At 34.4% G+C, this 24268-nt stretch carries 21 protein-coding genes; 17 read left to right on the top strand and 4 right to left on the bottom strand.

Features of this window, described 5'->3' with window-relative positions; translation table 11 throughout:
• Positions 1 to 191 precede the first annotated feature (191 nt).
• The 7 genes from CSW08_RS08910 (at position 192) to CSW08_RS08880 (ending at position 9310) form a co-directional block, all read left to right on the top strand.
• Positions 192 to 461, top strand: coding sequence for an Asp-tRNA(Asn)/Glu-tRNA(Gln) amidotransferase subunit GatC (locus tag CSW08_RS08910; RefSeq protein WP_203226866.1), 270 nt, complete (start codon positions 192 to 194; stop codon positions 459 to 461).
• A 2-nt stretch (positions 462 to 463) separates the two neighbouring features.
• Positions 464 to 1882, top strand: a complete 1419-nt coding sequence (locus CSW08_RS08905) for an amidase family protein (protein WP_106659565.1) — start codon at positions 464 to 466, stop codon at positions 1880 to 1882.
• Positions 1882 to 5217, top strand: a complete 3336-nt coding sequence (gene gatB/aspS / locus CSW08_RS08900) for a bifunctional amidotransferase subunit GatB/aspartate--tRNA ligase AspS (RefSeq protein WP_106659537.1) — start codon at positions 1882 to 1884, stop codon at positions 5215 to 5217. The genes CSW08_RS08905 and gatB/aspS overlap by 1 nt, the downstream gene beginning before the upstream one ends.
• A gap of 200 nt (positions 5218 to 5417) precedes the next feature.
• Entirely contained in the window at positions 5418 to 6428 is a 1011-nt protein-coding gene (locus CSW08_RS08895) for a hypothetical protein (protein ID WP_106659536.1), read from the top strand.
• Between the two features lie 126 nt (positions 6429 to 6554).
• Positions 6555 to 7121: an REP-associated tyrosine transposase gene (locus CSW08_RS08890; RefSeq protein WP_106659535.1), complete on the top strand. Its 567-nt coding sequence runs from the start codon at positions 6555 to 6557 to the stop codon at positions 7119 to 7121.
• Positions 7122 to 7271: 150 nt separating this feature from the next.
• Entirely contained in the window at positions 7272 to 8546 is a 1275-nt protein-coding gene (locus tag CSW08_RS08885) for a YCF48-related protein (protein ID WP_106659534.1), read from the top strand.
• A 236-nt stretch (positions 8547 to 8782) separates the two neighbouring features.
• Complete coding sequence (locus CSW08_RS08880) at positions 8783 to 9310, top strand: DUF2911 domain-containing protein (protein ID WP_106659533.1); 528 nt, start codon at positions 8783 to 8785, stop codon at positions 9308 to 9310.
• Between the two features lie 56 nt (positions 9311 to 9366).
• On the opposite strand, the gene CSW08_RS08875 is transcribed toward CSW08_RS08880, so the two are convergent.
• Complete coding sequence (locus CSW08_RS08875) at positions 9367 to 9996, bottom strand: 7-carboxy-7-deazaguanine synthase QueE (protein WP_106659532.1); 630 nt, start codon at positions 9994 to 9996, stop codon at positions 9367 to 9369.
• 345 nt (positions 9997 to 10341) lie between these two features.
• On the opposite strand from CSW08_RS08875, the gene CSW08_RS08870 reads away from it, so the two are divergent.
• From CSW08_RS08870 to CSW08_RS08840, 7 genes are all read left to right on the top strand, one after another.
• A complete protein-coding gene (locus CSW08_RS08870) occupies positions 10342 to 11883 on the top strand; it encodes a helicase HerA-like domain-containing protein (RefSeq protein ID WP_106659531.1) in 1542 nt (513 codons plus the stop codon).
• A gap of 30 nt (positions 11884 to 11913) precedes the next feature.
• A complete protein-coding gene (locus tag CSW08_RS08865) occupies positions 11914 to 12474 on the top strand; it encodes a hypothetical protein (protein ID WP_106659530.1) in 561 nt (186 codons plus the stop codon).
• 9 nt (positions 12475 to 12483) lie between these two features.
• A complete protein-coding gene (locus tag CSW08_RS08860) occupies positions 12484 to 13458 on the top strand; it encodes a YitT family protein (RefSeq protein WP_106659529.1) in 975 nt (324 codons plus the stop codon).
• Between the two features lie 51 nt (positions 13459 to 13509).
• Complete coding sequence (locus CSW08_RS08855; RefSeq protein ID WP_106659528.1) at positions 13510 to 13881, top strand: cupin domain-containing protein; 372 nt, start codon at positions 13510 to 13512, stop codon at positions 13879 to 13881.
• On the top strand, positions 13882 to 14709 hold the full coding sequence (locus CSW08_RS08850) for an alpha/beta fold hydrolase (protein WP_106659527.1): 828 nt from the start codon (positions 13882 to 13884) through the stop codon (positions 14707 to 14709).
• Between the two features lie 19 nt (positions 14710 to 14728).
• Positions 14729 to 15484 carry a 23S rRNA pseudouridine(2604) synthase RluF gene (rluF, locus tag CSW08_RS08845; RefSeq protein ID WP_106659526.1) on the top strand — a complete coding sequence of 252 codons (756 nt, stop codon included), beginning with the start codon at positions 14729 to 14731 and terminating at the stop codon, positions 15482 to 15484.
• Positions 15485 to 15604: 120 nt separating this feature from the next.
• Positions 15605 to 15790, top strand: coding sequence for a hypothetical protein (locus CSW08_RS08840; RefSeq protein WP_106659525.1), 186 nt, complete (start codon positions 15605 to 15607; stop codon positions 15788 to 15790).
• Between the two features lie 53 nt (positions 15791 to 15843).
• Here the strand turns inward: CSW08_RS08840 and folD are convergent, their stop codons facing one another.
• The 3 genes from folD to CSW08_RS08825 form a co-directional block, all read right to left on the bottom strand.
• Complete coding sequence (gene folD, locus CSW08_RS08835) at positions 15844 to 16725, bottom strand: bifunctional methylenetetrahydrofolate dehydrogenase/methenyltetrahydrofolate cyclohydrolase FolD (protein WP_106659564.1); 882 nt, start codon at positions 16723 to 16725, stop codon at positions 15844 to 15846.
• 161 nt (positions 16726 to 16886) lie between these two features.
• On the bottom strand, positions 16887 to 18215 hold the full coding sequence (gene ffh / locus CSW08_RS08830; RefSeq protein WP_106659524.1) for a signal recognition particle protein: 1329 nt from the start codon (positions 18213 to 18215) through the stop codon (positions 16887 to 16889).
• Between the two features lie 185 nt (positions 18216 to 18400).
• Entirely contained in the window at positions 18401 to 20152 is a 1752-nt protein-coding gene (locus CSW08_RS08825; RefSeq protein WP_157831448.1) for a hypothetical protein, read from the bottom strand.
• A 145-nt stretch (positions 20153 to 20297) separates the two neighbouring features.
• Here CSW08_RS08825 and CSW08_RS08820 point away from each other — a divergent pair, with 145 nt between their 5' ends.
• The 3 genes from CSW08_RS08820 to CSW08_RS08810 all read left to right on the top strand — a co-directional run bounded on the left by CSW08_RS08820 (position 20298) and on the right by CSW08_RS08810 (position 24186).
• Positions 20298 to 20813: an RNA polymerase sigma factor gene (locus CSW08_RS08820; RefSeq protein WP_106659522.1), complete on the top strand. Its 516-nt coding sequence runs from the start codon at positions 20298 to 20300 to the stop codon at positions 20811 to 20813.
• A gap of 165 nt (positions 20814 to 20978) precedes the next feature.
• Entirely contained in the window at positions 20979 to 21884 is a 906-nt protein-coding gene (locus CSW08_RS08815; RefSeq protein ID WP_106659521.1) for a FecR family protein, read from the top strand.
• Positions 21877 to 24186, top strand: coding sequence for a TonB-dependent receptor plug domain-containing protein (locus CSW08_RS08810; RefSeq protein WP_238987232.1), 2310 nt, complete (start codon positions 21877 to 21879; stop codon positions 24184 to 24186). Before CSW08_RS08815 ends, CSW08_RS08810 begins: the two co-directional genes overlap by 8 nt.
• Positions 24187 to 24268 lie beyond the last annotated feature (82 nt).

Genomic DNA, 24268 nt, shown 5'->3' with positions numbered 1-24268 from the left:
AGATGTAGAAAAAAATGGTGCTTCATTTATTATTTCTGCATATATTTGGCGAGCAAATCAATCATTAATGACAAATAACAACAATAATAATTTCAATAATCCTAATTATTAGGATCGGAAGGTTGTTGTTTAAAAATATATAAAGCCTTCCATATTCGGAAGGCTTTTTTTTAATCTAAAAAAGTTAAGACATGAGTAAAATTATGACAGTCGACGTATTGTCGAGTATTAAAGGAGCGCAACCCAGTGAGGCTGTGAACAAATTATTTGATGTGATTAAAAATGCACAGCCAACAAATAATAACTCTTTTAATAATAATCGTAATAATTACGTGTCTTTAAACGATTTAAGAGATGATGTGGTGATTGAAAGTTCAGCTATTGAAAAGCAAATCATTATCGAAAACTTTCCTAAAGAAAAAGGTGGGTATTTGGTAGTTTCTAAAGTTATAGAAGAATGATGATGGACTCTCAAATAAAACACATACACCAGCAATTGGTGGATAAAAAAATATCTTGTACGGCATTAATTCAACAAAAATTAAACGCTTTAAAAGAGAACACAAACAACACGGTTAATTCATTATTAGATGATTTAGCTTTACACCTAGCCGCAAAAGTAGATGCTAAAATAACAAACGGAGACACTATTGGTTTACTTGAAGGTATTCCTTTTGGGATTAAAGATGTGTATATGCTGCAAGGCACTTATGCCACAGCAAGCTCCAATTTATTAAAAAATTATAAGTCACCTTACACAGCAACTGCCATTCAAAAATTATTGAATGCTGGAGCTATTCCTATCGTAAAAGAGAATTGCGATAGTTTCGGACATGGATCTTCTAGTGAAAACACCATATTCGGCGCTGTAAAAAATGCCAGCAATCCCGATTTAGTTGGAGGTGGTTCTAGCGGTGGCTCTGCAGTCAATGTCGCCAAAGATTACACCATATTTTCCATTGGTGGCGATACTGGAGGTTCGGTGCGCCAACCTGCGGGTTACAACCATGTGTATGGCTTAAAACCGACTTACGGACGCATTTCTCGTTACGGATTAATGGCTTATGCGTCGTCAACGGATTGTGTTGGCCCTATTGCCAAATCGGTTGAGGATATTCGCATTGTTTTAAACGTAATGAGCGGAAAAGATGTTAAAGATCAAACTTCAATCACTTCATCAGAAATTAGTGAAGAAGCAATAAAAACCCTTTCAGAGTTTAAAACTCTGAAAGGGTTGGGTAAAATCGGTTATTTTAAAAATTTCATTGAAAATGATGCGATTGATTCAAAAATAAAAGCTGATTTTTTAACCGCTATCGAAAAAATAAAAGCCAAAGGCATTCAAGTGAAAGCACTTGATTTCTTTAAATCTGATATTCTGGTTTCTACCTATTACACCTTGGCGATGGCTGAAACGGCTTCTAACTTATCCCGTTTGGATGGTAGCAATTATGGCAATCGTATTGAGGATAAAAACCTCAAAGAATCGTATGCGATCACTCGTTCTGAAAACTTTTCGGAAGAAACAAAACGACGCATTGTTGGTGGTAATCAAGTGTTGTCACAAGGATTTTCGGATGAAATTTATCTAAAAGGATTGGCGTTACGTGATGCTATTTCTGAGAATTTTGAAAATGATTTTAAGGAAGTCGATATCATCTTATCGCCTGTAACACCAAACACGCCACCCAAAATTGGTGATAGTTTAAAAGATCCGCATGCCATGTATTTAAGTGATGCTTATACCGTTGGATTTAGTTTAGGGCAATTACCAACGTTGACCATTCCACAAGGCACAGACACTGGCTTGCAAATCACAGCCGCAAAAAATAATGACGAACTCGTTTTGAAGTTTGCTAACTTCTTAAAAGACACGATATAATGGAATTGGAACAATTAGACGCCGCCTTAAAAGCGCACGATTTAGAGTTAGTCATCGGACTAGAAACACATGTTCGATTAAACACAAAAACCAAGTTGTTCTGTTCTTGTCCGAATCAAGAAATAGACACTCCAAACCAAAACATCTGCTCCGTTTGTACTGGGCAAATGGGTGTGTTGCCAGCCATCAATAAAGAAGCGATTACCAAAGCTATTTATTTTGGAAAAGCAGTAAAATCATCTTTTGAAAATGAAGTGATTTCTTGGGATAGAAAGCATTACGAATACCCAGATAACCCAAAGAATATCCAAATTACACAGTTTCACAATCCTATTATTCCAGACGGACAAGTATCGTGTTTTAGGAATGATGGCAGCCAGTTTACGGTTAATTTAACCCAGGTTCATATTGAGGAAGATGCCGCTAAATTGATGCATGAAAAAACCGTATCGTTAGTCGATTTTAATAAAGCTGGCGTGCCATTGATTGAAATTGTGACCGAACCTTGTATTCGTCATATCGAAGACGCTTCCATTTACGCCCAATACATCCAACGTATTGTTCAAAATTTGAAAATTTCTGAAGCTAATCTTGAAAAAGGCGAGTTTAAATCGGATGTTTCGGTGTCGCTTCGTAAAAAACATAGTTACGCCTTAAATCCACGTACCGAAATTAAAAACTTGAACTCATTTAAGTTTATGGTCGATGCTTTAAAGGAAGAAGTTGAAAAACAATTCAATTATTATATTGAGCATAAAGAATTCAGACCCGACCAAACCACAGTTTTATGGGATGCCGATTTAAAGCAAACCAAAACCATGCGAAAAAAGGAATTTGAAGCGGATTATCGTTTTATTTCCGAACCCGATTTACCGTTTGTAAATATCAAAAGTGCTATTGAAGCCATTCACGTGGATACAAAAACGCTTCCTTTTGCTGTGGAATCCATTTTGATACATGGCGGCGTATTGCCACAGGATGCTAAGTTTTTTACAGCGGATTCGTTACGTTCGGAAACCTTCGTGGCTATTAATACCGAATTGAATGACGCATCGTTTGTCGCCAAAACCTTATCAAACAACATAAAACCTGAAGAGTATTCTAAAATCGAAAATATTCAAGATTTTATTGCCATTTTCAGATTATTTAAAGATGAAAAAATAACGGTGGTATTGGTTCAAAACGCCATTAAATCGTTACTTGAAAATGCTCAATTTAACTATAAAACCTATTTTGAGGATAACAGCATTTCCGAAGAAAAAATTCAGGATGCCATAGCGAAAGTCATTTCAGAAAATGAAGCGACTGCCAACGACATTAAATCTGGAAACCAAGGAAAAGCTGGTATTTTAGTCGGAAAAGTGATTGAAATTATTGGAAAAGGCGCATCTGGGAAAGTAGTGCGTGAAGGTATTTTGAAGATGCTTGCTAAAGATGACCGAAGACCGAAGACCGAAGAACATAACACAGATGAGCCAAAGGCTAAAAGCCAAAAGCTAGAAGCTAAAGAAGAAGAAGTATTACCACAAATCCCCATCATCATAAAAGAGGAGTACAGAACACATTTAATTACCGAGATATCAGAAAAAAACATATCAGAAAAAGTGACCTTTGCTGGTTGGGTTTCTAGTGTTCGAGATCATGGTGAATTGATATTTATCGATTTACGCGATTCTAGTACTGAAGTTTTCCAAGTGCGCTTAAGTCGGGAGTCGTTTGCCAATTTAGATGAATTGGTCAAGCTAAAACCAGAATCGGTTATTACCGTAACAGGCACGATTGTTCAGCGAAAAGAAGATGATTATAATACGGCTTTACGAACAGGAAAAATAGAATTGGAAGCTTACGAGCTCGATATTTTAAACTTATCGAGAACACTGCCTTTTGAAATAAAGCGTGCGACAAAAACCAATGAAACCCTACGTTTTCAATATAAGTTTTTAGACCACAGAAATGATGATGTGCGTCGCGTGATTGTCAACCGCCACAAGGTTATCAAATTACTGCGTGATATTTTGGATGAAGAAAATTTCTTGGAAATTGAAACACCCATTTTAAGTGCCGGAACTGATGAAGGTGCACGTGAATTCATTGTGCCGACACGTAAACAACCTGGTGCATTTTATACCTTACCACAAGCACCCCAACAGTTTAAACAAATGTTGATGGTGAGTGGTTACGAAAAGTATTTCCAGATTGCACGCTGTTTTAGGGATGAAGATTCCCGTGGCGACCGTCAACCGGAATTTACCCAATTGGACATGGAAGTGGCGTATGCCAGCATGCAACAAATCATCGATTTAAACACCAAAATGTTTAACGAAATCGTCACTAAAATATATGGCAACAAATGGATATTACGTCCGTTTGAAGTGATTACCTATCAAGATGCCATGTATTATTATGGTTGCGACCGACCCGATTTACGTTTCGGATTGAAACTTCAAGACATTACAGACATTGTAAAAGACACGACGTTTCAAGTATTTAGCAAACCCATTGAAGAAGGCGGTATTGTAAAATGTATTAAGGTATCTGCCGAAGAACAAGGAAACAAACGTTTATCAAAAGGACAAATTGAAAAGTTAACGGCCACGGCGCAACAACACGGCTTAGGTGGATTGGCTTATATCATTGTTAATGAAACCGATTTGCAATCGCCTATTATTAAATTTTTAGGTGAAGCGATTGCAGAGGGTATTATAAAAGCAACCAACGCTCAAGTGGGCGATATTGTGTTTTTCTCGGCAGCCGATTATGCTACAGCTAATAAAGCTTTGGATGCAGTGCGCCAAGAATTGGGTAGCATGTTGCATTTAATCAATCCGAAAGAATTACGTCCGGCTTGGGTGATTGATTTCCCCATGTTTGAAAAAACGGATGAAGGCCGATGGACGTTTACCCACAATCCTTTCTCAATGCCAGCGGTTTACGATATTGAAAAACACATGAACGGCAAGGAAGAAGAAATTGGAAGTATCATTGCCCAACAATACGATTTAATATTAAATGGTTACGAAATCGGTGGTGGTTCCATTCGTGCCCACAAACCTGAAATTTTGGAAGCGACTTATAAAAATATGGGCTACAACAAAGAGGAGATGCTAAAAAGCGTTGGCACCATGTACAAAGCGTTCCATTATGGCGCACCACCACACGGTGGTATTGCTTGGGGCGTTGATAGGCTGATGATGATTTTAGAGAAAAAAGCATCGATACGTGAAGTCATGGCATTCCCAAAAACAGGCACGAGCGACGATTTATTATTTGGAGCGCCTTCCATCCTATCCGATAAAAAGATTGAGGAAATGAATGTGAGGGTTATTAAGAAGTAAGATAATAGACGATAGATAAAAGACTAGAGACTAGAGAAAAATAGATTTATGAAATCCCGATAGGTTGCTGTCGGGATTTTTTATTTTCGTAGGAAATATTAATTATATTTACTGATGTAAGACTTATCATCTCATAATATATTCGGGATATGTGTAATAAATGTTATTATATAAGAAGTTAGCCAACATTTGAACAAAAATTGAAAACTGAAAGACCAAAAATTGCTAAAATATTTACTGATTGTGCGAATAAAGCTAAATCCAGTACCAATATTTGTATGTATCCAAATTGCAATCAAAAAGCGATAAACTCTCATATAATGCAAAAAAATGGAATTTTATCGTCCATTTCAGATGACAAACATTTATGGGAATTATCAGTAGACCATTTTAAACAAGAGTATATTGGACTTCAGAGGAAAGGAATTAATAAGATATACACTTTTACAGGTTTTTGTAATAATCACGATTCATTAATATTTAGCAAAATTGAAACTCAAGAAGAAATTGACTTTGATGATTATGAATCATGTCTACTTTTTGCTTTAAGAACAGCACACAATGAACTTTGGCTAAAAGAAGTGGTAATCAAAATACAAGAATGTATAATAAATCATCCAGGTGTTGAGATGAACAACGAAATGTTAAAAGAAACGATACGTCAAAACAAATTGGGAATTAAAGATTTGGAGTTTTACACAAATTCAATGTGGAGTGATTTAAGTAATAAAACCGAATCGTTTGTTTTTGAATACCGAGAAATGGTTTTAACTCAACTTTGCTTGAATTCCATTTATACATATGATACATCACAGGAAATAATGGATTATCAATACAAATACAGAAAAGATATGGAAAGAACTTCTGAAATTTTTATTTCTTATTTTCCTTATTTGAATAAATCAATTTTATTAATGGGCTATCATAAAGACGATACTTCAAAAGTAAAATCTTTTGTAAACGTATTTTTTAAGGAAAATATTAAAAGAACAAATAGAAGATTATCAAGTCTTATTACATTTAACTGCGAAACTTGGGTTTGTTCAAATTCTTTTTACAAAGAAAAATTTGAAGGGTTAGACTCTGAATTTTTTAAAGCAATGCAGTTTTCAGGAAAAAATGGAAATGAAAGAAAAACATTTGATGTTGATTTTTTTAAACCAGATTTCAAAAAGAACTTCAGGGACTTCATCAATAAAAACGTTGGCTAACAAAGAATAGAATTAAAAAAAACACATAAAAGAATAAAACAAAATCCCCCCCGCTGCCGCGCGAATCCTTTCGCGTGGTTCTTGATTAAAAGAAATATTTTAATATTTTTAAATATATAGTAAAACATGAGCAGAAATTATAAATTTCATAATCCAGAAGGACTTTACTTTGTCAGTTTTGCTGTTGTAGGGTGGTTGGATGTTTTTACTAGAAATGAATACAAAGATTTAGTTTTAGAAAGCTTAACCTTTTGTCAAAAAAATAAAGGCATGGAAATTCATGCTTGGTGCATTATGACAAATCATGTTCATTTAATATTTAGAAGTATTGAGAATGAAAAACCAGAATTATTGTTAGGCGATTTTAAAAGGTTTACAAGCAGAAGTATTACCAAAGCGATACAAGAAAATCCAAGAGAAAGCAGAAAAGAATTTTTATTAGACTTTTTTAAGAATGAAGCTGTAAAAACTTCCAATACAACTAATTTCCAATTTTGGAGGCACGATAACAAACCCATTGAGCTATGGAGTAATGAAGTCATTCAACAAAAGATTGATTACATACACAATAATCCCGTTGAAGAAGGTATTGTATTTAGACCAGAGGATTACAAATACTCTAGTGCACCTGATTATGCAGGAGAAAAAGGATTATTAGAAGATATCTGTGTTTTCCAGTATTTTAAAATCTAGAACCATGCGAAAGGATTCGCGCGTTAGCGGTGGTGGTGGTGCAAATTTCATTGATTAAAAAGATGGTAATTGAAAAATAAAGTTACCAACAAAAACTAAGCTAAAAAATAATTCTTATATTCATAAAAAGAATGAATCATCATTTATTTAATGAAACTTTTAACATGCCTTAGTCTGCTTTTCTATCTAAATGTGTCTGCACAAGCTACATGGCAACCGCTAGCTAACATCGTTTCCAACACCAACAACCAACGTTTTGATGATGTCTTTTTTATTGATGACGAAATTGGTTGGGCGGCAAATGGTTTTTATGCAAGGGTATATAAAACCATAAATGGTGGTGAAACTTGGACAGAACAATTGAATGAAACCCAGCTTGGCAAAGATTATTACTTCAGAAATATTGAGTTTTTAAATGAACATATAGGGTTTTTAGGCACGCTTAATGGGGACTTTTTTAAAACTCTTGATGGCGGCCAAACTTGGACCATTGTATCAAACATATCTCCCAATCCAACAGCCATTTGTGGTTTGGATACCGTTGGAACATCTACCATTTATGGCTGTGGTGCTTATTTTATGCCTGCACATATTATTAAATCTACCGATAGTGGTGACACATGGCAATTCATTGATATGTCCGCTTACGCCAATGCCCTTGTCGAAATTTATTTTTTAACCGAAGACATTGGTTTTGTTTCTGGCAGAAATAATAATGGTGCTACCATTTTAAAAACAATTGATGGTGGACTCACTTGGACAGTACTTTATAATTCTAACATAGCGGGAGAGTATTTTTGGAAACTGCAAATTTTGGGAAGTAATACCGATATCATGTTTGGTTCTATTTCATCAGTAGACCCAAATCTTGGAAAGTTAGTGAAATCCATGGATGGTGGTGAAACTTGGTCAAGCTATGATGCACCCGAAACAGACATACAAGCGGTTGGTTTCATCAATGAAAATCAAGGATGGATGGGCGGACACACTACTGGTTTTTATGAAACTTTAAATGGTGGCGAAACTTGGACAAACTTAAACATAGGAAATAATTTAAATAGAATATTCATTATAAATGATACCTTAGCTTATGCCAGTGGTATGTCGTTATATAAATTTACTGAAGAAACCTTAGGTAATGAAATAGTAGTTGAAAACGGTAGAACTTCATTAAACATAACCCTAAAAAACAATCCTGTTACATCACATCTTGAATTTGAAATCGCATTTGATTCGGATGACAATCTGTTGATTGAATTATATGATTTAAATGGTAAATTCATCCGGCAATTAGCCAGAGACCAAATTCAAAATAAAATAAAAAAAAATTACAAATTTCCTGTTGAAGACCTTGCTTCTGGTATGTATTTAATTAATTTTCATAACAATAGTGGAAGGGAATCATTAAAATTTTTGAAAAAATAGTTTTTATAAAATCATAAATTTTAACATTCTAAGTCAACTTTTAGCTTAAAATTAAGATTATTTATACTAATTTTAAAAAAAATTAATCCATAATTTAAATATGAAATCGCAATAAACAAGAAGTTTGCTTGCAATTGAAAATCATCGAACACCGATAAAATATTTTTTTGTGAGATAAACACCTATGATAATAAGCGATTCCATTTGACCTTTAAAAAACAAATAATTATCTAAAAATGAAAAAATCAAGTATTTTAACAACTATTGCTTTAGCGTTTAGTATGCTACTTTCAATAAACACCTATGCACAAAAATTTGCGAGTGTGGACAAAAGCCCTTTAGACATCACCTATTATAGAGCCGAAAGAACTGCCCCTCCCATGATTAAAGTTATTTATAGCCGACCTCATCTTAACGGAAGAGAATTAAGTAAATTAGCCCCTAATGGAAAAGTTTGGAGAACTGGAGCCAACGAAGCAACAGAAATTAAATTTTTTCAGGATATGAATTTCGGCGGAAAAGCAGTTAAGGCTGGAACCTATTCATTATTTACCATTCCTGGCGACACTGAATGGACTGTCATTTTAAATAGTGAATTGGATGTTTGGGGTGCTTTTAGCTACAAAGAAGCTAATGATGTAGTTAGAGTAAATGTTCCTGCAAGCACTGGAGAACCTATTGGTGATTTTTCTATTGTTTTTGAAAACGATAACATGCACTTAGCCTGGGGCACTTCTAGAGTTGCCGTGCCAATTAGTAAATAATATATTTTCTTTTAATAAAAAAGACAGCCTTGAATATTTCAAGGCTGTCTTTTTTATTAAGGAATATTCAAGTATTTATGTGTTTGCAAAGACACTTTCCATTTAGGATTTTTCATGACATAGTCGACAATTTCCGGAATCACTTTATCGCGTTTGCTCCATTCTGGCTGCATATATAAAATACAATCTTTATTAACCATAGCGGCTTGATCTTCAGCAAAACGGAAATCATCTTTATTATAAATAATCATCTTTAGCTCATTGGCCTTTTCATACACTTCGAGGGTTGGTAATTTCATCTTTTTTGGTGATAAACAAATCCAATCCCATATACCTGTTAATTTATAAGCTCCAGAAGTTTCAATGTGTATTTGTAATCCTTCAGCCTTTAATGCATTTGTTAATATAGACATATCCCAAGTCAATGGTTCACCACCAGTGACAACAATGGTATCGCTATGTTTTTTAGCGTTTTCAACTATTTTATAAACTTCGGTCGGTGGATGCAAATCAGCATTCCAACTTTCTTTTACATCACACCAATGGCAACCCACATCGCACCCTCCTATTCTTATAAAATAAGCCGCCGTTCCCTTGTGGAAACCTTCACCTTGTATGGTATAAAACTCCTCCATTAAAGGCAACATTTCGCCTTTATCCACCAATATTTGCAAGTCTTTGTTCATAGGTTGCAAAGATACTTTTTAAAATTTACGATTCACGATTTTTGAATTACGATTTTGAATTTCCTCTACAGATTATACGAAACATATCGAGCTTAAAATTTAAATTTATTTTTCAGAATAGTTAAAAACCAAAAAATATAAGAAACTGTTTAAGTTTTGTTAATTGATGCTTTTTTGAATTATTTTTGGATCAGATGAGGCGGATTTCAACGAAATATGGGGCAAAAAGAAACAAAAAATGGCTTTTAGATAAAATTTAAATAGTTTCTAAGCATCATTTTGTCAAATGAAACCATATTTTTTTCTTCTTCATTTTTCATGTATTTTTATGCAAAATAAATACCCATGGATAAAAAAGAAACCTTTTTTAATTACATCAATGAAGGCAATACAACCAAAGGCGATTTTATTCCCGTGGGTGCCGCCATGTTAGATGGAGAAACCATTACAAACGCCTTTGTTAAAATTCCTTTAAAAACACTCAACCGTCATGGTTTAATTGCTGGTGCAACTGGTACTGGTAAAACAAAATCGCTGCAGGTAATGGCAGAAAATCTGAGTGATAAAGGCATTCCTGTACTACTTATGGATATTAAAGGCGATTTAAGTGGATTGGCACAAGCAAGTCCCGGTAATCCGAAAATTGATGAACGCCATGCCCAAATTGGCTTACCATTTGAACCTAAATCTTTTCCTGTTGAAATTTTAACGCTTTCTGAACAAGATGGTGTACGATTAAGAGCTACAATCAGCGAGTTTGGACCAGTACTTTTATCTCGTATTTTAGATTTATCTGAAGCACAATCAGGTGTTGTTGCCGTAATTTTTCAATATTGTGATGATAATAAATTACCCATTTTAGATTTAAAAGATTTTAAAAAAATACTGCAATACGCCACAAAAGAAGGCAAAAAAGAATTTACTGAGGCTTACGGACATATATCTACAGCTTCAACAGGATCCATTTTAAGGAAAATAGTGGAACTGGAACAACAAGGAGCCGATTTGTTTTTTGGGGAAACCTCTTTTGATGTAGATGATTTGTTAAGAATTGACAGAGATGGCAGAGGTTATATCAATATCATAAGATTGACAGACATTCAAGATAGACCTAAATTATTTTCAACATTCATGTTGAGCTTACTGGCTGAAATTTATTCAACATTTCCGGAACAAGGTGACAGTGACCGACCAGAATTAGTGATTTTTATTGACGAAGCACATTTAATTTTTAATGAAGCATCCAAAGCCTTATTAAACCAAATTGAAAGCATTGTCAAGTTAATTAGAAGTAAAGGTGTTGGCTTATACTTTGTCACCCAAAACCCAACCGATGTACCTGAAGCTGTTTTAAGTCAGTTAGGTTTAAAAATCCAGCACGCCCTTAGAGCTTTTACGGCCAACGACAGAAAAGCCATTAAAATGACAGCTCAAAATTACCCTGATTCGGAATATTATGATACCGAAACGGTATTAACCTCTCTTGGTATTGGTGAAGCTTTGGTGTCTGCCTTAGATGAAAAAGGACGTCCTACCCCATTGGCTGCGACCATGATGCGTGCACCCATGAGTCGAATGGATGTGTTGACCGACAGTGAATTAAATACCTTGCTTTCCCAATCTAAACTTGTAAAAAAATATAATGAAACGATTGATAGAGAAAGTGCTTACGAGCTTTTGAATGAAAAAATAGAACAAGCCGAAGCAGAAGAAGCTAAGGAAAATGCCAAACAAGAATTAGAGGCTCTTAAAAAAGCAGAATCTAAGCAAAAAAAAGCTCCTACAACCCGTAGAAGCACCGCCATGAACCCTGTTGTAAAAGTGCTGACAAGTGCAACGTTTATTCGTAGTGTATTTGGCATTTTAACAAGAGCCATGAAAAAATAACGTCAATTATCAGCATTAAAAACTTCCAATATGTATAAACCCTTTTTTAGTCTCGTCATTCTATCCGTATTAGTTGTTAGTTGTAAAAAAGAACCAGACTCTTTTGAAATTGGCAAGCAACATGTTGGCTTATTGAATGATTCCACTCAAGTTAAAGACCTCAAACTTATTTTCAGCAAAGATTCTATTGTAAATTATATTGGTAATGATGAGTTTACACAAAATATTAATGATATTGAAATTTTTGAAAAAGGTGGTAAAAAATTATTGATCTTAACACCCAGAAAATTATCAGATTCAACATCATTTATTAAAAATGTGAGGATTTTAGACCCACGCTACAAAACTGAAAAAAGCATTACCTTATTAAGTACTTTTAAAGATATTTTAGATACTTATAAAATAACTAAAATAGATAATTTAATTAATTCTGTTCTTGTTACGGTTAAAGAGATAAACACCACATTCACAATAGATAAAAAAGATTTACCCGCTAGTCTTCGCTTTGATACCAGTTTAAAAATTGAAGCCATACACATTCCGGATCATGCCAAAATAAAATACTTTTTCTTAAATTGGAATAACATATAAACATTGCCCATGAATCCTTTCTTATCTAAGATTTTAGTTGATATTGCACGCAAGAGATTAGAATCTAAGCAAGCAACCAATAAGCCTGTTAGTAAAAAGGAGATTGTGCCCATAGTAAGAAGGTTTCAAGTAGAAATATCGCATGCTGTAAAAGAATATTTTTTTATTATTATAGGCGTCTTTTCGGCAGGATTTGGATTAAAAGGATTTTTGTTACCAAACCGTTTTATTGATGGTGGAGCTACGGGGATATCTTTATTGCTTCAAAATGTGACTGACTTAGATTTAAGTTATTTTTTAATTCTTGTAAATCTTCCTTTTTTAATTTTAGCTTCAAAAACTATCAATATTAAGTTTGCTATCCGAAGTATTGCCGCTATTGCCCTTTTGGCTTTTGTGGTTCATTTTGTAGAATATCCAACAGTAACCGATGATAAATTATTAATTTCTGTATTTGGAGGCTTTTTTTTAGGCTTAGGTATAGGCATGTCCATGCGAGGAGGAAGTGTGATTGATGGCACTGAAGTGTTAGCTATATTTTTAAGCAGAAAATTATCATTGACTATTGGAGACATCCTACTATTAATAAACATTTTAATATTTTCAGTTGGCGCATATATCCTTTCTATTGAAACAGCGCTTTATGCCATACTAACGTATTTATCTGCCGCCAAAACGGTTGACTTTGTTGTAGATGGCGTTGAAGAATATGTTGGTGTTACCATCATTTCAGAAAAACATGTAGATCTAAGAACCATGATTACCAAAGACCTGAGACGCGCCTGCACCATTTATTCTGGTAAAGGCGGATTTGGCACAAATGGAGATAGCTATGATAAAGACATTATTTATACCGTGGTAACACGTTTAGAACTCGCCAGATTACAAACTGAAATAGATAAAATTGATAAAAAGGCGTTTATAATAATGGGGATTGTAAAAGACCTTAAAGGAGGCATGATTAAGAAAAAACCTCTAAAATAATTAACAATGAAGAATTAATAATGAAGAATAAATAATGGTTAATTATAATCTATGGCTGAAAAAAAATATTTCATACAAAAAAACCCCTTTGAAGTTCCAACAACAGACGGAAAGGTTATAAAGGAACATTTTGGGTTGGCAACCGATGGCAATCCCGATATAAGTATCGCCCACATGATTGCTCCTCCAGGTTGGAGTGAACCCTTTCAAACACCCGAATTTGATGAATACACCTTTATAATTAAAGGTAAAAAGCAATTTATTATTGATGGTGATACCATTATTTTAAAAGCTGGAGAATCTATAAAAATAGAGAAAAACACCCGAGTACAATATTCAAATCCCTTTTCAGAAATATGTGAATATTTAGCCATTTGCAAACCTGCCTTTTGTATGGATTCAGTAAACAGAGAATCTTTTTAAATGAATAAGTACCTCCCAAAAATCATTGGTTCGTCCATCAATTTCATCAGTCATATTTCAACGCCTTTTGCGGTTCATTTGGCTTTTCAATTGTTTTCCAGACCCCAAAAAGGAAACGCTAAAAAAATGGATACTGAATTTCTTAACGCCTCCATCCAAAAAGAATTACACTATCAGGATATAAGCATCATGACCTACCAATGGGTTGGAAAAAAGGACACCATTTTACTGGTCCATGGTTGGGAAAGTAATACCTCTAGATGGAAAAAATTAATAGAGCTTTTAAAAACCCTGGATTATAACATCATCACTTTAGATGCTCCTGCGCATGGTAATTCTGGAGGCACATTATTTAATGCCATACTATATTCAGAATGTATTCATGTGGTTGCTAAAAAAATAAAACCAGCTATTATCATAGGGCATTCTGTAGGCGGTATCGCGACTATAATTTCCCAGCACAAATACAGCTTACCTTCCGTTAAAAAAGTGGTATTATTGGGTGCGCCTTCAAATTTTACCGGTATTTTTGATCGTTATAAAAGTATGATGCGCTATAACAAAAAGGTTTCCAATGGAATAGATCAATTTGTATTTAACCGCTTCGGACATCTACCAAGTTATTATCATATTCACAATTTTTCAGAAAACATCCATTCCCAAGGACTTGTCATTCACGATAAAGAAGACCGGATTATTCCTTATAGCGATGCATTAGATTATCAAAAACATTATAAAAATTCAACACTTATATCAACCTCTGGTTTGGGTCACGGTTTAAAATCCAAGGAAATTAATGCGCATATTTTAGACTTCATCAACCAATAGTTTGTTGTATTTTTGGGCTATGGAAGAAGATTTAAAACGAATCAATAAATATTTAAGTGAGGTTGGTTATTGTTCCCGTAGGGAAGCTGATAAACTTATTGAAGCTGGACGCGTAATCGTTAACGGTGTTATTCCAGAAATGGGCACTAAAATATCTCCTAGTGATACGGTACATGTTGATGGAAAAGAAATTAGATACGCTAATAAATCCTTTGTTTATCTAGCTTTTAATAAACCCGTCGGCATTGTTTGCACAACCGATACCAGCGTTGAAAAAGATAATATTATCGATTTCATTAAGTACCCAAAACGTATTTTTCCAATCGGTCGATTAGATAAACCGAGTGAAGGTTTAATACTTTTAACCGATGACGGCGATATTGTAAACAAAATTCTTCGCGCCAGTAACAATCATGAAAAGGAATATATTGTAAAAGTGGATAAACCCATCTCTCAAACGTTTGTTGAACGCATGGCTGGTGGTATTCCTTTGGAAGATTTAGATAGGGTGACAAAAAAATGTGTGGTTGAAAAATTAAGTACTTACGAGTTCAAAATTATATTGACCCAAGGTTTAAACAGACAAATTCGCAGAATGTGTGAGTATTTAAATTACGAAGTTGAAACATTGAAACGGGTTCGTATCATGAATATTAAAATGGATATGCCTGTTGGTGAATACCGAGAGCTGACTAAGGATGAGTTTGACGAGCTAAACAAGCTTATTGCAGATTCAACTAAAGAGTATAAACCCACTACATTTCGCAGAAATTAATTCAAACTATCAAACAAATCGGCAACTTAATGTGGGTGTTTTAAAACGCTCCCGCCTAATTTTATAACGTTCATCGTACTCTTTTTAGCTCTATCTTAGCATCAAAATAAATTTGAAATTATGATACGAATATTGGCATTGATTTTAACTATTGGAGGTGTGATAGCCTTAATTTTAGGGGTTTTAGGTATTTTTGGAAATAACTTTGTAACACTCAGCCCTTGGGCATTAACTATATTAGGTGGTGTTTTTTTTATTGCTGGTGTATCCATGCTAAAATATAGAAAGGATGAAACTGGTAATTAATCTAAAAATTAGCTGATTTTTTTGTTAACAACATAGAGAAAACGCTTTAACTCCTAATTAGAGCTACGTCTCTCGCAAACCAATAGTGTATTTTTTAATAACATGGCAATCGTCATGGGGCCAACACCTCCAGGAACCGGGGTTATATAACTCGCTTTTTTACTAACACTCTCAAAATCGACGTCACCCGCCAATCTGTAACCAGTTGATTTTGTGGCATCAGGAACTCGCGTAATGCCCACATCAATAATAACTACATCTTCCTTGACCATATCGCCCGTTAAAAACTCTGAAATGCCAATAGCGGCTACAATAATATCTGCTTGCTTGGTAATCTCTGCTAAATTTTTTGTGCGACTATGAACAACCGTTACCGTAGCATCACCTGCTTTTCGTTTCTGACTCATCAAAATACTCATTGGGCGACCAACTATATGGCTTCTTCCCATAACAACAACATTTTTTCCAGACGTTTCAACTTGATAACGTTCTAACAATTCCAGAATACCATAAGGTGTTGCCGGCAAGAAAGTAGGCAAATCTAAAGCCATTTTCCCAACATTTGTGGGGTGAAATCCATCAACATCCTTATCCGGGTGTACGGCCATTAAAACCTTTTGTTCATCTATATGTTTTGGCAAAGGCAATTGAACAATAAATCCGTCGATATCATCATTGGTATTCAGCTCATTTATTTTGGCCAATAATTCTCTTTCAGTAGTATAGTCGGGTAAATCGATTAACGTGGATTTGAAACCTATCTTCTCACAAGCCTTAACTTTGGCATTCACATACGTCATACTCGCACCATCTGTACCAACCAAAATGGCTGCAAGGTGTGGTACTTTTTCTCCATTGGAAACCATCGCTTTTACGTGTTCAGCGATTTCATCTTTTATGTCGTTACTAACTTTTTTACCGTCTAAAATTATCATCTTTTGGCTGTTGGGTGTTGGGTGATAGTTGATAGTTGTTGGTTGTTGGTTGTTGGGTGTTGGAAAAAGTAATTCTAATTCTATAAAACTCTGCAACTTTGAAACTTTGAAACTTTGAAACTTTGAAACTTTGAAACTTTGAAACTTTGAAACTTTGAAAACTATCGCATATTCTTCATCATCTGCATCATCTTTTTACCACCGCCACCTTGCATCATTTTCATCATTTTGCTCATTTGGTCAAACTGCTTTAAAAGTTGATTCACTTGTTGTACAGATGTTCCAGAACCATCGCCAATACGTTTTTTCCTGCTGGCATTAATAATAGCTGGATTGCTTCGTTCTTTAGGCGTCATGGAATGAATGATAGCTTCAATACCCTTAAAGGCATCATCATTAATATCGACATCTTTCATCATTTTTCCAGCTCCGGGAATCATACCAACCAAATCCTTCATATTTCCCATTTTCTTGATTTGCTGAATCTGTTTCAAGAAATCGTCAAATCCGAACTGATTTTTAGCAATCTTCTTTTGAAGTTTTCTAGACTCTTCTTCATCAAATTGTTCTTGGGCACGTTCTACAAGGGACACCACGTCTCCCATTCCCAAAATACGATCGGCCATACGAGACGGATAGAATACATCTATCGCTTCCATTTTCTCGCCTGTACCAATAAACTTGATAGGTTTATTTACAACCGATTTAATGGAAATCGCCGCTCCACCTCTGGTATCACCATCCAACTTGGTAAGAATAACACCATCAAAATTCAAGACATCATTAAACGCTTTTGCGGTGTTAACAGCGTCTTGTCCTGTCATAGCATCCACCACAAACAAGGTTTCCTGGGGCTTAATTGCTTTATGGATGTTTGATATTTCGGTCATCATCACTTCATCAACAGCCAAACGACCGGCAGTATCAATAATCACAACATTATAACCATTCGCTTTAGCATGGGCAATACCAGCTTGTGCAATGGCAACAGGATTTGTATTTCCTTTATCACTAAAAACGGTAACACCAACTTGTTCTCCAACAATGTGCAATTGGTCTATTGCCGCCGGACGGTACACGTCGCATGCGACTAATAATGGTTTCTTGGATTTTTTTGTTTTAAGATAATTGGCAAGTTTACCAGAAAAGGTTGTTTTACCAGAACCTTGTAAACCAGACATTAAAATAATACTTGGCGTTCCCGATAAATTAATACCTTCTGCGTCACCACCCATAAGTTCGGTAAGTTCGTCTTTAACAATCTTAACCATTAACTGCCCCGGCTGTAACGTCGTCAATACGTTTTGTCCTAAAGCTTTTTCCTTAATGTTTGTGGTAAAATCTTTTGCTATTTTAAAATTAACATCGGCATCCAATAAAGCCCGACGAACTTCTTTAAGTGTTTCTGCAACATTTACCTCTGTGATGCTACCATGTCCTTTTAAAACATGTAGCGCTTTATCTAACTTTTCACTTAAATTATTAAACATAATATTTCTTGAAATTTTAAGAACTGCAAATTTAGTGATTTGATGTTTATTATTGAAGCATCCTTTTACAAAAAAAGGAAATAAAAAAAGCTGCCAAATATGAATTTGACAGCTTTATAAAGGAAACTTAGCTAACTAACCTAAAAACCGAAAAGACAAGTTTCTCCTTTTAACCAAAAACAGTATTAAATTTTCTTTTCAAGGATCAATATACTTTCTACAGTTCCAGTAGCACTGAAATCTTTTAACTCAATTCTATTTGCTGTGATGGCTACTATTTTCCATCTGTGCGTTAACACATTAAAGGGTGCTATATTTTCAAAAAGCATTCCTAGGTACAACCCTTCCTTTCTATAGGCCAACCACGAACCAGCAATGATACCATTGTTTGGATCGGTCACTTTTAATCTTCCACTAATTAAAAAATCCATAGTGTACATCGCATAGTTTTCTGTTTTATTGATATCACCAACTTGGTATTTGGCAACTTCCCATGTTCCAGCAACAAGTGCTGCATCAATAAACTTTAAGTCATCATCAACATCTGGGCAATGTCTTTCCAATACCATTTTATTATTGGCATTTTCAAGTTTAATTAAACCAGGTTCTAAGAATGTCACTAACCATTCCAGTTTTAAATCTGGTCTTCCTTCTAGGTCTATTTGTAAAATGAAACCAACATTTCTAACAAGCACTTGATACGTACCTATAACAAACTCACCATTTACACGTATTTTAACTTCGTTATTTGGGAAGAATTTTAAAGGTGTTCCTATATAATCTTTTTCATTATCAGTACCATTGATACTTAAACGGGCAACTCTCCAAAAACATTCTTGCAAATAGTTTTCTATGCGCTCTTTTGTAATATCTACAACAATATCACAGTTTTTCTTTAAGATGATTTTATTACCACCTTCTGTATATAACTTGATTCTTCCATATTCAATTTCATAAACAAACCATTCCAAAGTAAAATCAACTAAGGTGTCAAATTCTAGTTTAAGAGCAACACCATCATTGGTAACACGGGTACTCCAAGTACCTGTTAATATGTCGCCTCCTCGTTTATGAACTTTAACAACACCATCTTCTTTAAATACCATAACATATTCTAAATAGATATCGGTTAAACTATTTTGATTTCTGTTAACCTCATAAACTACCCACGGACAGGTTTTTAATAGTTCCTCTAAACGATCTTGAGTAAAATCATCATCATTATAATTGTTGTCGTCGTCTTCATCACAAGTGTCTTTAGCATCTCTAATGGTATTTTGTAGCTCTAGGTTGTTGTTAACCTCAATGGTAGAACCATCAGCCAACATCATGGTTATAGGAAAATTAAGACTTGCAAAAACCTCGCCTTGTTTAACTCTTTTAATAAACAGATATAATTGTCTATCGCTTTCAATAGTCACCACATCAATAATTTGGAATTGCGTATTATATACTGAAAACGATATTGGATATTTAAAATCGATACATTCTATATCATCATCCTCTTCATTTTCGCCTTGACAATCTTTAGCAAGGTTTTCCAAAGCATCCCTATTCTCTATAGTGACTTCGGTATAATCCGATAAGATGACAGTGATTGGAAATATAATTTCCAAATTGTCATCATCATCGTCAAACTCATTAAAAATGGCCTTGATAACTTTATAATCCTCGGGAGAATCAACAGTGATTTCAAGACCATTTGCAATAACCGTCACAGGCAATTCAACAGATAAGCAATTTGCTTTGTCTATAATATTGTCTTTAGAACCATCCATTTTGGCAGTAGCACCAATAAATGTGGTTAATTCAGAATTGGCCGTTAAAGCTTCAGCTTCACTTGGCGGCGTAATTTCTGTTACTTCATCTTGACATGAAGTAAACAATAAAAGGGCAAAAAAAGGAATTAGTAAAAATGTTCTCAATTTTGTTTTCATGATATTTAGTTTTGGGTTCAACATAGCATTTTGAATATAAAACAAGATACCCTGAAAAATTCCTACCCTCTTCCAAAAAAAAAATTCCAAATTCTAAGTTCCAAATTCCAAAAATCCTATTTTAGTGGCACAATCAACAACTAAAATGACCAAACAATTACAAGAACATATTTGTGAAGAGCGACTATTTTCTTCTATTTTTAATAAGTACTCAAAAGATTTACACAACTTTTTGTATTATAAGTATGGTGAATTGCTAAACCCAAAAGATAAAGTACAGGAAGCGTTTGTGAAGCTTTGGGAAAATTGTGCCAAAATCTCTTCAGATAAAGCCAAGAGTTTTGTGTTTACTACAGCCAATAATTTAATGTTAAATGAAGTGGCACATCAAAAGGTGGTTTTAAAACACCAACAAACAAAACCTAAACTATACACTAATGAAAGTCCAGAGTTTTTGATGCAGGAAACCGAATATATGGATAAACTCCAAAAAGCACTTTCTAATTTAACCGATGCACAACGTGAAGCCTTTATGATGAACCGTGTTGAAGGCAAACGCTTTAAGGAAATTGCCGATATTTTGGATATTTCTACAAAAGCAGTTGAAAAACGTATTTATGGTGCTTTGGAAAAGCTACGGAGAGATATTAAGGAACTCTAGTTGTTGTTGGGTGTTAGCTGTTGGCTGTTAGCTGTTAGCTGTTAGCTGTTAGCTGTTAGCAAAAAAACAAGCTTTGATGCTTTGAAACCTTGAAACCTTGAAACTTTTTTAAAACCAGGGTAGGAAAAAATAAAAGATAACTGTTATATAATTGAATACAAAAAAATGAATAGAGAAGTTTTAATATCGAAATGGCTTGATAACGATCTGAATGATCAAGAACTTGAAGCGTTTAAAAACCTTGAAGACTATGATGATTTAATAAAGTTATCTAACAGTGTTCAGACTTTTAAAGCTGATGAATACGATACCCCTAAAGAATTAGAACGTGTTTTATCGACTATTACCCCAATAACTATCGGTGCTAAAAAACAAACGCATTGGTTTAAACCATTTATGCGTATTGCCGCTATACTTGCCATTTGTTTTAGTCTATATTATTACACAACGACTTTAAATACGAATATAACTACTGACGTTGCACAAAAAACAACAGTAGATTTACCAGATGAATCCAGTGCCATTTTAAATGCAAAATCCCTCTTGGTATACAATAAAAAATCATGGGAAAACGAGCGCGATGTCGCTCTTGATGGCGAAGCTTTTTTTAAGGTCGCTAAAGGTTCATCATTTAATGTTATAACAAAATCAGGAACCGTAACGGTTTATGGTACTCAATTTAATGTCAAACAACGGGACCATTATTTTGAGGTTATTTGCTACGAAGGGTTGGTTGGCGTTACTTATAATTCCAAAGAAACAAAATTAAAAGCTGGCGACAGTTTTTTAAATATCGATGGGAAAATAATTGCTAAAGAAAAAGAAAATCGCCCAACACCTTCGTGGCTAAATAACGAAAGCCAATTTAAAAGCATGCCTTACAAAGAAGTTTTAGCAGAATTTGAAAGACAATACGGCATAACTTTTAGTCTGCAAAACATTGATAATGAGCAGTTGTTCACAGGTAATTTTACCCATGATAATATTGATATTGCTTTAAAATCCATTACCTTACCCTTACAGTTAACATATAGTAAAACCAACCATACTATCATATTAAAACGTGAGTAGAAAAGGATTCCTTTCTATTTTTATATCCTTATTTTTTTTGAATGTTGTCAGCCTAAAAGCCCAAACCATTCAAAAAGAAAAGCAGCCTCTTATTACTATTTTAAGAATTCTTGAAACACGATACCAAATTAGCTTCTCTTATGCAGACTCTACTATTGAAGACAAAGTAGCTGTGCTACCTAACGAAGATTTAACTCTTGATAATGCTTTAAACGTTCTCAAAACAGATATCAATTTAGATTTTGAAGTATTAAACAATCGCTTTATAGTCATAAAAAAAAGCGACCTAGAAGATAAAGAAATCATTCTAAAAACACAACGGCTTGAAGAAGTTGTTGTTACCAATTATCTTACCGCTGGAATTACAAAATTAAATGATGGCGCAATTACCATAAAACCAGAAAGTTTCGGGATCTTACCGGGACTTATTGAACCCGATATTCTGCAAACCATTCAAGCGCTTCCTGGTATTTTTAGCATAGACGAAACGGTTTCTAACATTAACGTCCGAGGTGGTACCCACGACCAAAATTTACTGCTTTGGGATGGTATTAAAATGTACCAATCTGGTCATTTTTTTGGTTTAATTTCAGCGTTCAATCCTTACACAACAAAATCAGTCCATGTATCCAAAAATGGCACAAGTGCTAAATATGGCGATGGAGTTTCAAGTATCATCGACATGCAACTTTCTAATACTATTGATGATGAGTTTAAGGCAGGTGCTGGTTTTAATTTAATTAATGCCGATGCGTATGCCAAGATACCTTTATCTAAAAAAACCGAGTTACAACTGTCCGCTCGCCGTTCTGTAACCGATTTGTTTATTACACCGACATACGACCAATATTTCAAACGTATTTTTCAAGATTCAGATTTAAGTAACTCAAATAGTAGTTCCATTTCCAAGAACGAGGACTTCTATTTTTATGATATTGCTGCTAAATTTTTATACGATGTTACTAAAAAGGACAGAGTTAGATTTCACTTTTTAAATGTCAATAATGATTTGAATTATCAGGAGCAATCCACCATCAATAACCAAAGTGAGGCTTTCAACAGCAAACTTTCACAACAAAATCTCGCTGGTGGCATTACCTACACTAGAGATTGGAATGATTATGTATCAACCACAACTCAAGTGTATGTTTCTAATTATGATTTACATGCTACCAACTTCGATATTTCAAACGACCAACGTTTAATCCAAGAAAACGAAGTGAATGATGGTTCGGCAAAATTCGATATTAATTACAACCCAAATAGCCGATTCAAAATAAATGCTGGGTATCAATTTATTGAAGTCGGCATCAGTAATCTGGAAGATGTTAATAACCCCGTTTTTAGAAGCTATATTAAAGAAGTTATAAGAAGCCATGCTATTTACGGTGAAACGTCCCTCCTTTCAAACGATGCCAAGACAAAATTAAAATTCGGCACACGCTTAAACTATTTTAAAAAATTTGATATGTTTTTGGCAGAACCTCGCTTGAGTTTTAGTCAACGTTTTTTTAACGATTTCAGATTTGAAGTGTTAGGTGAAATTAAAAGTCAGACTACCTCACAAATCATCGATCTACAAAACGATTTTTTAGGCATTGAAAAACGTCGGTGGGTGTTGGCAAACAATAACGACATTCCTGTAATTAAAAGTAAACAGTTCTCTGTTGGTTTACATTACAACAAAAACAAACTGTTAATAAGTGCCGAAACGTATGTGAAAAAAGTCGATGGGATTACTACCAGAAGTCAAGGTTTTCAAAACCAATACCAGTTCATTAAATCTATAGGCAGTTATACGGTTAAAGGTGTGGATTTTTTAATAAACAAACAATTTAATGATGTTGTGAGTACATGGCTAAGCTATTCATATAGCAAAAATGATTACACATTTAACGATTTGAACAATGGCCAACCATTTCCTAATAACGCCGATTTAAGACATGCTTTAGCACTTTCTGGCACCTGTGCCATAAACGATATCAAATTAGCTTTAGGATTAAATTGGCATTCTGGAAGGCCTACCACCTTGCCTATTGACAGTACCGACGGCACCATAAATTACCAATCACCCAACAGTTCTAATTTAGATGATTATTTAAGAACCGATTTTTCCGCAACCTATGCGTTTGATGTTTCAGAAAAGGCCCGAGCTATCATCGGCGCATCTGTTTGGAACGTTCTGAATAAGAAAAACATTATTAATACTTACCATACTTTAGATGAAGACGATACAATTATTAAGATTGAAAACACGTCTTTAGGCATTACACCCAATGTGAGTTTAAGGGTCATGTTTTAAGTCGTATATACTTTATGATTTATTTAAAAACATCACCTATATTAGCTAAATGATCTGGATTGTATTCTATTTTTTATTTTCA

It is taken from the genome of Confluentibacter flavum, assembly GCF_002843175.1.
Lineage (GTDB): Bacteria > Bacteroidota > Bacteroidia > Flavobacteriales > Flavobacteriaceae > Confluentibacter > Confluentibacter flavum.
The sequence above is the reverse complement of the archived record's forward strand: the minus strand, read 5'-3'. Positions and strand labels throughout refer to the sequence as shown.

What these genes read in the sequence shown, in the direction of transcription:
- CSW08_RS08910 (WP_203226866.1), top strand. Translation starts at nt 192, where the DNA reads ATGAGTAAAATTATGACAGTCGACGTATTGTCGAGTATTAAAGGAGCG.
- CSW08_RS08905 (WP_106659565.1), top strand. Translation starts at nt 464, where the DNA reads ATGGACTCTCAAATAAAACACATACACCAGCAATTGGTGGATAAAAAA.
- gatB/aspS (WP_106659537.1), top strand. Translation starts at nt 1,882, where the DNA reads ATGGAATTGGAACAATTAGACGCCGCCTTAAAAGCGCACGATTTAGAG.
- CSW08_RS08890 (WP_106659535.1), top strand. Translation starts at nt 6,555, where the DNA reads ATGAGCAGAAATTATAAATTTCATAATCCAGAAGGACTTTACTTTGTC.
- CSW08_RS08885 (WP_106659534.1), top strand. Translation starts at nt 7,272, where the DNA reads ATGAAACTTTTAACATGCCTTAGTCTGCTTTTCTATCTAAATGTGTCT.
- CSW08_RS08880 (WP_106659533.1), top strand. Translation starts at nt 8,783, where the DNA reads ATGAAAAAATCAAGTATTTTAACAACTATTGCTTTAGCGTTTAGTATG.
- CSW08_RS08875 (WP_106659532.1), bottom strand. Translation starts at nt 9,996, where the DNA reads ATGAACAAAGACTTGCAAATATTGGTGGATAAAGGCGAAATGTTGCCT.
- CSW08_RS08870 (WP_106659531.1), top strand. Translation starts at nt 10,342, where the DNA reads ATGGATAAAAAAGAAACCTTTTTTAATTACATCAATGAAGGCAATACA.
- CSW08_RS08865 (WP_106659530.1), top strand. Translation starts at nt 11,914, where the DNA reads ATGTATAAACCCTTTTTTAGTCTCGTCATTCTATCCGTATTAGTTGTT.
- CSW08_RS08860 (WP_106659529.1), top strand. Translation starts at nt 12,484, where the DNA reads ATGAATCCTTTCTTATCTAAGATTTTAGTTGATATTGCACGCAAGAGA.
- CSW08_RS08855 (WP_106659528.1), top strand. Translation starts at nt 13,510, where the DNA reads ATGGCTGAAAAAAAATATTTCATACAAAAAAACCCCTTTGAAGTTCCA.
- CSW08_RS08850 (WP_106659527.1), top strand. Translation starts at nt 13,882, where the DNA reads ATGAATAAGTACCTCCCAAAAATCATTGGTTCGTCCATCAATTTCATC.
- rluF (WP_106659526.1), top strand. Translation starts at nt 14,729, where the DNA reads ATGGAAGAAGATTTAAAACGAATCAATAAATATTTAAGTGAGGTTGGT.
- CSW08_RS08840 (WP_106659525.1), top strand. Translation starts at nt 15,605, where the DNA reads ATGATACGAATATTGGCATTGATTTTAACTATTGGAGGTGTGATAGCC.
- folD (WP_106659564.1), bottom strand. Translation starts at nt 16,725, where the DNA reads ATGATAATTTTAGACGGTAAAAAAGTTAGTAACGACATAAAAGATGAA.
- ffh (WP_106659524.1), bottom strand. Translation starts at nt 18,215, where the DNA reads ATGTTTAATAATTTAAGTGAAAAGTTAGATAAAGCGCTACATGTTTTA.
- CSW08_RS08825 (WP_157831448.1), bottom strand. Translation starts at nt 20,152, where the DNA reads ATGAAAACAAAATTGAGAACATTTTTACTAATTCCTTTTTTTGCCCTT.
- CSW08_RS08820 (WP_106659522.1), top strand. Translation starts at nt 20,298, where the DNA reads ATGACCAAACAATTACAAGAACATATTTGTGAAGAGCGACTATTTTCT.
- CSW08_RS08815 (WP_106659521.1), top strand. Translation starts at nt 20,979, where the DNA reads ATGAATAGAGAAGTTTTAATATCGAAATGGCTTGATAACGATCTGAAT.